We start from the raw sequence: 6,290 nt of genomic DNA, 5'->3' as shown, positions 1-6,290 counted from the left end.
AATAAAAGATGGCGCTCGCTTCGGCGGGCGTTTTTCTTTTGCAAACAAAGCATGGAATCTTAGGAAAAGCTTCGATTTGCCGACTCTTTTTCTTCGGCACCCTTTGCTATAATGAGAAAAAAGGGGGAGATGAAATGAAAAAAGGATTATTCGCCGCGCTGTTCTTGCTTTTTTTGGTAGGCTGTACGGCGCCGGCGTCGCGAACGGTGGATCAGGTGATTTTTTGCGGACAGCTACTGGACCCGTCGGACTACATCGTAAAAGACGGCAAGGCATTCATCGACGAAGACGTGGTCATGGAAAAGGCATGCTACCTGCCCGTGAAAGACGAGGACAATGTGTCTTTTAAAACGACGCAGGAGAAGATCATTCAAATTCCCATTCAAAAAGACACCGTCATCCGCCAAGGCGATAAGCGCTACGTGAACATGGAAACGGTCTTCGAATCGCAGAAAAAAATCGTCTACTATGACGAAGAGAAGCACCTTCTCGTCCTGGGCACCTTCGACAGAAAGGACCTGGCCTACAGTGACATCACGCAAAAAGAAACCCTCACTGGTCCCGCCATCACCTGGGATTGGCCGGAAGACGGCATCGAAGGGGTGGAAGTGGTGAAGGGAAAGGGCAGCATCGCCTTTAAGTTTAAAGCAACCGGCGAAATCTTAGGCACCATCGAAGAAAACCCCAAAGACTTTCCGCAAAAAGACCAGCTCCTCTTGGGCGCGAAAGACGGAAATTATTTGGTGGCCACGGTGAAGGAAAAAGAACCGCGAAAACAAGGCGAGGTGCCGAGCCGCCGCTCCTACGCCATCGACGGCATCATGTCCGTCTTGACCTCGGTGAAAATGTAAAAAAATTTATGACAAAGAGCGAAAGCATCTCTACGGAGGTGCTTTTTTTTGTGCCGCTGAAAAGTAAAAATTGAAATTAAAATAACCCCCTGTTTACGGTGGGCAAAACCTTGAAATCATGGGAATAAAAGGATGATGAGAGGAGATATCACTCCCTCTCCGTTAACCAAGGGTAACGCAAAAAATTATACCGAATCCATTGAAAAAGTCTACCGGCTTAATTAACATAATGATAGTAACGATCAGTTGGCTCTTATTTAACCATAGACAGAAGGAGGAATATAAATGAAACGACATATCGCACTCTTGTTGGCTTTTTGTATGTTGCTGACAAGTTTTCCTGTAAGGAGTGTCCACGCCAATGGGGCGAAGGAAGTGCCTCAGGGCATCGTCTTCGATACATCGGCAGGTGCTTTAAAAATAGGATTTGCCGGCGCCGAGCCCAGCCAAGCGCAGCGTGATTGGATGCAAAGCATTGAATCCATTAAGTTAAATGGGCAGTATTATTACAAAGAGGGAAGCACAACCGGGGAAAAGAATTATAGATTTGTTTTCGATGAAGACGAAGAAAAGATTATCATCGACAATCATGTCCTCGTTCTGCCGGAAAATCCCATTGAGATCACGGCGCAAGGTTATACCTTTTATAAAGGCGTGATCAAAAACGAAAAGATAAAGAAAATGGCAGATGGCCTGACGATCACATCGATCGAAACAGGACAATCCAGCACAGACCCTAAAGGAACCTATGTCGGCGTTCGATTGTCATACAAATATGATTCCGACAACGGCGGCGCGTTAAATTACTTATTAAAAAACAATGTGGAGAAGGTCGTCATCGACGGAAAGACGCTGAACCGCATAGGAAGCGACAATTTCCCCAATCTCCTGTGGTATAACGGAATTTTCTGCACATGGGATAAGATGAAAGACGGGAAGGCCATTGTAGAGAACTTCGCCGCGAACACCGCCCATGAATTTAAAATCATCATGAAGGACAGCTCGGAAGTCGTGATGAGGGAAGAAGGTTATGTCGATAAGAACAATGAACCTACCCCCAATGAAAAACTCAGCCAAGTGAACACCGGGGGCATGGCAGAAGGTTTAGAGATCGACGGCGTGGGCACGCCCGAAAAATTAGGCAATGCCCTAACCCTTTCCAGCGATATCCCGAGGGAAAAATGGCACGAAAAATACTTCCAAAACATTCGCTACATTCTCGTCGACGATAACGGAGGCAATGATTTAAGACCGGAGTGGACCAACTTTTTCATCGATGCAAAGAAAGACACGAGAGATCTTACGCTGTTTAACGGGAAGCTTGAATTTGCCATGACGGGCTTAAAGCTTTTAGACAACAAGGCCCACAAAATCGTCATCGGCTTTAAAGACGGCAACACCATTACCTACACCCAAGCGGGCTATGTAGCGCCGAAAGAAATTAAATTCGATGTAAAGAAATACATCGCCGAGCAAGACAAAAATCAAAAACCGGAACCGGGCAATGAAAACACATTGGCTAAGCGCTTCCAAATCGAACGCATCGGCTTCACTAAAAACTATACCGGTAATTACGACTACAGTCAGCCGAAAATTTTCTTTAAAAACCTTCCGCCTAAATCAGATATGGCGGAAAGTACGGCATTGGAAAATGCCATGAAGGACGCCAGTTTCCAAGTCAATGGCGGCGAAAAAATCACCAATGTCCAAGGTAGTATTTCTCGCGGCTTGGAGGAATGTTTTGAAGCATTTAGCTTCTCGCCCTACGGAGGACCGGCACTTGGTAAGGCAATAAAAGAAGCGGGCAATGATCCCCATATTGTGGTTACCTTCTCCGACGGCTCCGTATGGGACAACAAGCCCAACGAAAGCGGACACGAAACGCCGGCCCCTGAAACCGGAAAGAAAGACGAATACCCCATTCAAAACATTATCTTTAAAATCAATGGATCCTCGCCTCAATTAGAATTGGATTTCGGTTCGGCTCAAAAGGCGAAAGAAGTAGGTAACGAAATTAAGACCATTAAGATCAACGGAAAAGCATACGACAAATCGACCTTTGGTTACAGCATGGTCAACGATCGCTTCATTTCCAACGACGCGGAAATCGCCAAAGCCATTTACGGCAAGAGCGAAATCAAAGTGGAAATTACCTACAACGACAACACCACGGCGACCAAGACCGTGACCATTACGCCGGTGGAAGATCCCAATGCACCGAAACCGCAACCGGAAACGCCCAAGCTCGTCACCAAAATGGACGCTGCCACAGGTGTGAAAGCGGAATACATGTCCGATGTCTTTGAAGAGGGAACGGAACTTAAAGTAGAAAAAGTCGAAAAAGCGAAATTCTTTGAAACCTATAAAAACGCGGACAAGGAAATCGACAAAGCAGGGAACTTTACCGCCTACGACGTGTCCTTCGTAAAGAACGGAGTAAAGCAAGGCACCATTAAGAATGTGAAGCTTTTCTTCCCCGTGGGCGAACACAACAAAACAAGCGTCGGTTTATACCAAGCCTATGCTAATTACGACGAAGACGACGAACAAATGTATACGGGAACCTACAAAGTAGAGCCCAAAGTGGAAGGCAACTTTATCACCTACTCCACCAACACCTTTACCACTTACGCCATTACAAGCGACAAGATGATCAAAAAAACCGACGACGCTGCGAAGGTATCCGTTGTATACCCCAAGGGTGCCTTTAAAGAGGGCGTTGAACTGAAGGTTACGGATGTCGCAGGCGATCAATTTGTAAAAGACAATGTGGCAGTAAAAGCTGTTGCCGAAAAAGCCAAGACTGTCACGGCTTTTGACATCAGCTTCCTGCTTAACAATGCGAAACAACAACCGAATCGCAAGGTAGAAGTGACCCTTCCCCTTGGAGCACACGATAAAGACAGCGTGAAGGTTTACCATTACGATAAATCGGCCGCAGCGGCTCCCGAACTTGTAAAAGACGTGAAGATCCAAGGCGATAAGATCGTCTTTGAAGCAGACAAGTTCAGCTATTACTTTGTAACTTCCGGCGTAAAAGAAGAGCCGGGGGATACGAGGAAGCTTAACGAGCGCTTCCAAATCAAGGACGTGAAGGCGGAAAAAAATTATGCAGGCTCCGACGCCCTAAAGATCAGTCTGAAGAATATGAAATCCGACGACCGTGACGGGCAAAAAGCATTTGCAGATGCAATTAAAGAAGCGAAGTTCTTCGTCAACGGCGGCGAAGCCATTGAAAATGTCACTGTATATTGGACGATGGTAACGGATAATTTTGAAGTCGCCACCTATGAAGGCGGCGGAGAAGCACTCTTGAATGCAGTCGTGGCTGCGGGAGAAAACCCCCACATTAAAGTGGTCTTCTCCGACGGAAGCGAATGGGAAAACAGAAAAGCCGGCGATACACCTGCCAAGACCGACAATTTCGATTTAACGGACAAGCTTCCCAACGGCGAATACACCATTCATTTCACGCCTACTGAAGAAGGGAAAACCAAAGAGCTTCCCATGGTAAGCGGCATTATCGGCAATCGTGCCAAGCTTGTCGTGAAGGACGGCAAAATGATGTTGTCCTTGAGGGCAGGTAAACTGGCGGATCAAATACTGGACTTAGGTATGAAGATCGACGGTCAATTTAAGTCCGGCGAAAAAACCACCGAGGGTTTAAAACAAGATCAAGCCATCTATACTTGCGAAGTGAAGGATTTGCATCAAATTCAAAAGCTCGCTGTTCTTGTAAAAATCATGGGAGGAAGCGCCGATCAAATCGGTCATTTTGAAAATTATCGTAAGGCCGACCTCCACTTTAACCCCCCCATTAAAAAAGGCTTTAAAGGCTACGACGATCCCACGGATCCCGAAGCGCAAAAGAAGAGAAACGATGAGAATCTTACCTTGAAGTTGTTAGCAGCCGGGGTAAAGGACTCGAACAATGACGGCAAGCTTACCCCTGACGAATTGTATAAGGCCACCGGCCGCTTGGATCTTTCCGGAGAAAAAATTGCCAAGACACCGGATATTTCCATGCTGAAGGATCTCGGCCCCGGCGTTGCGGGCATCGAGCTTTCAAGCAACGACATTACCGAAATCCCCGAAGGGCTTTTCGACAAGATGACGGGCCTTACCCATATTAATATTTACGGCAACAAGATCAAGACCCTTCCTAAGGGCATTTTCGACAAAAACGAAGACCTCTCCACTCTATGGATGTCAGGGAATAAGCTGACAGACTTAGACAAGGACTTACTGGCGAAAAATACAAAAATCAGAGAGATCGACTTGTCTAACAACGGCATTGAAAAATTACCTGAAGGCTTCTTGAAAGGTGCAAGTCGTTTGGAAACCTTCTATGCTTCCGAAAACAAGTTAACCAGCCTGGACGGCGTTTTGGCAGACAAGTATAAACGGTTGAGAATCATTAATGTCAACGGCAATGAACTAAGGTCCTTGCCGGAAGCATTCGGCAAGTACAAAGCTCTGGAAGAACTTCGAGCCAACAACAACAAGCTGAAGGCGCTTCCCAAGGCCATGGATCAATTAAGCCGACTGGTCATTCTCGATTTGGAAAACAACGAAATTGAATCCTTGCCGGAGAGCTTGTGGCTCCGCATGGCGGACAACGCCAATGAATACGCCACGAAAAATCCGAATTTAGTCGTCAAGGGCAATCTCTTAAAAGCCATTCCCTTCGATAAAATTGCGGAAAAGGCAAGCGGTCAACGGGTACGGTTCAACAAATTCGATGTATCCTGCAACTATTTGAAGTCCACCTTAACGGACGCCGAATTGGCTACCATTAAAAAAGCGGGCGTTACCATTAAAGACACCCACGACAACTTTTACCAACCCCAACGCAGCGCCATCAACGCACAAGTGAACTATGCGGATGGCAAGGTAAAGGTAAGCCAAGATTTGGATCTCCTTCAAATGTTCTACTGGAATATTGGAGATATTAACGATTGGAAATTCTTCAAGAGCCCCGACGAATACAAAGCCTTTGTGGAAAACACCATTTACAAGAAGTACGGCATTGTCACGGGCAACGACCGATTAGGCATTGCACAAGTCTTGGATAAAACCGGCTGGGACTGGAAGATTCAAAATATCATTGAAAAGATCGACGGCGACAAGGCCACTGTCGTCTATAACGGTTTTGTAAAGAACAAGGGCCACAACGATGTGGAATCGGAAATCGATCCGGTAGACAGCTTAAACCCTGTCATTGAAGCCGCATTGGATCCCGGTGCAAATTATAAATTAACCCGTCGCCTGATGCTTACGAAGAGTACTTTCGTAACGGAATTTAGCTACTCCGTAGACTTCAAAACCCCTGAAACGGCTGTTGATGAGGACCTTGCCAAGGCAAAGGACGCGTTAAGGGCAGCCATTGAAGCGGCAGAAGCGAAGCTGAAAGACGGCAAAGATTACACCGACGCAACA

Annotated in this window: 2 protein-coding genes; both read left to right on the top strand. The window is 46.4% G+C overall.

Going from position 1 to position 6,290, the window contains the following annotated elements:
- Nucleotides 1-134: 134 nt before the first annotated feature.
- The gene (locus WKT05_RS10440) at nucleotides 135-851 is read left to right on the top strand and encodes a hypothetical protein (RefSeq protein WP_215508030.1); all 717 of its coding nucleotides are present in this window, start codon (nucleotides 135-137) and stop codon (nucleotides 849-851) included.
- A gap of 285 nt (nucleotides 852-1,136) precedes the next feature.
- Nucleotides 1,137-6,290: NEAT domain-containing protein (locus tag WKT05_RS10435; RefSeq protein ID WP_340414044.1), on the top strand; the 5,154-nt coding region annotated here is incomplete at its 3' end.

The sequence above is a fragment of the Peptoniphilus sp. HCN-40583 genome, assembly GCF_037892835.1.
In the GTDB taxonomy this organism is placed as follows: domain Bacteria; phylum Bacillota; class Clostridia; order Tissierellales; family Peptoniphilaceae; genus Aedoeadaptatus; species Aedoeadaptatus rachelemmaiella.
This window is presented reverse-complemented; position numbering and strand designations above follow the sequence as displayed.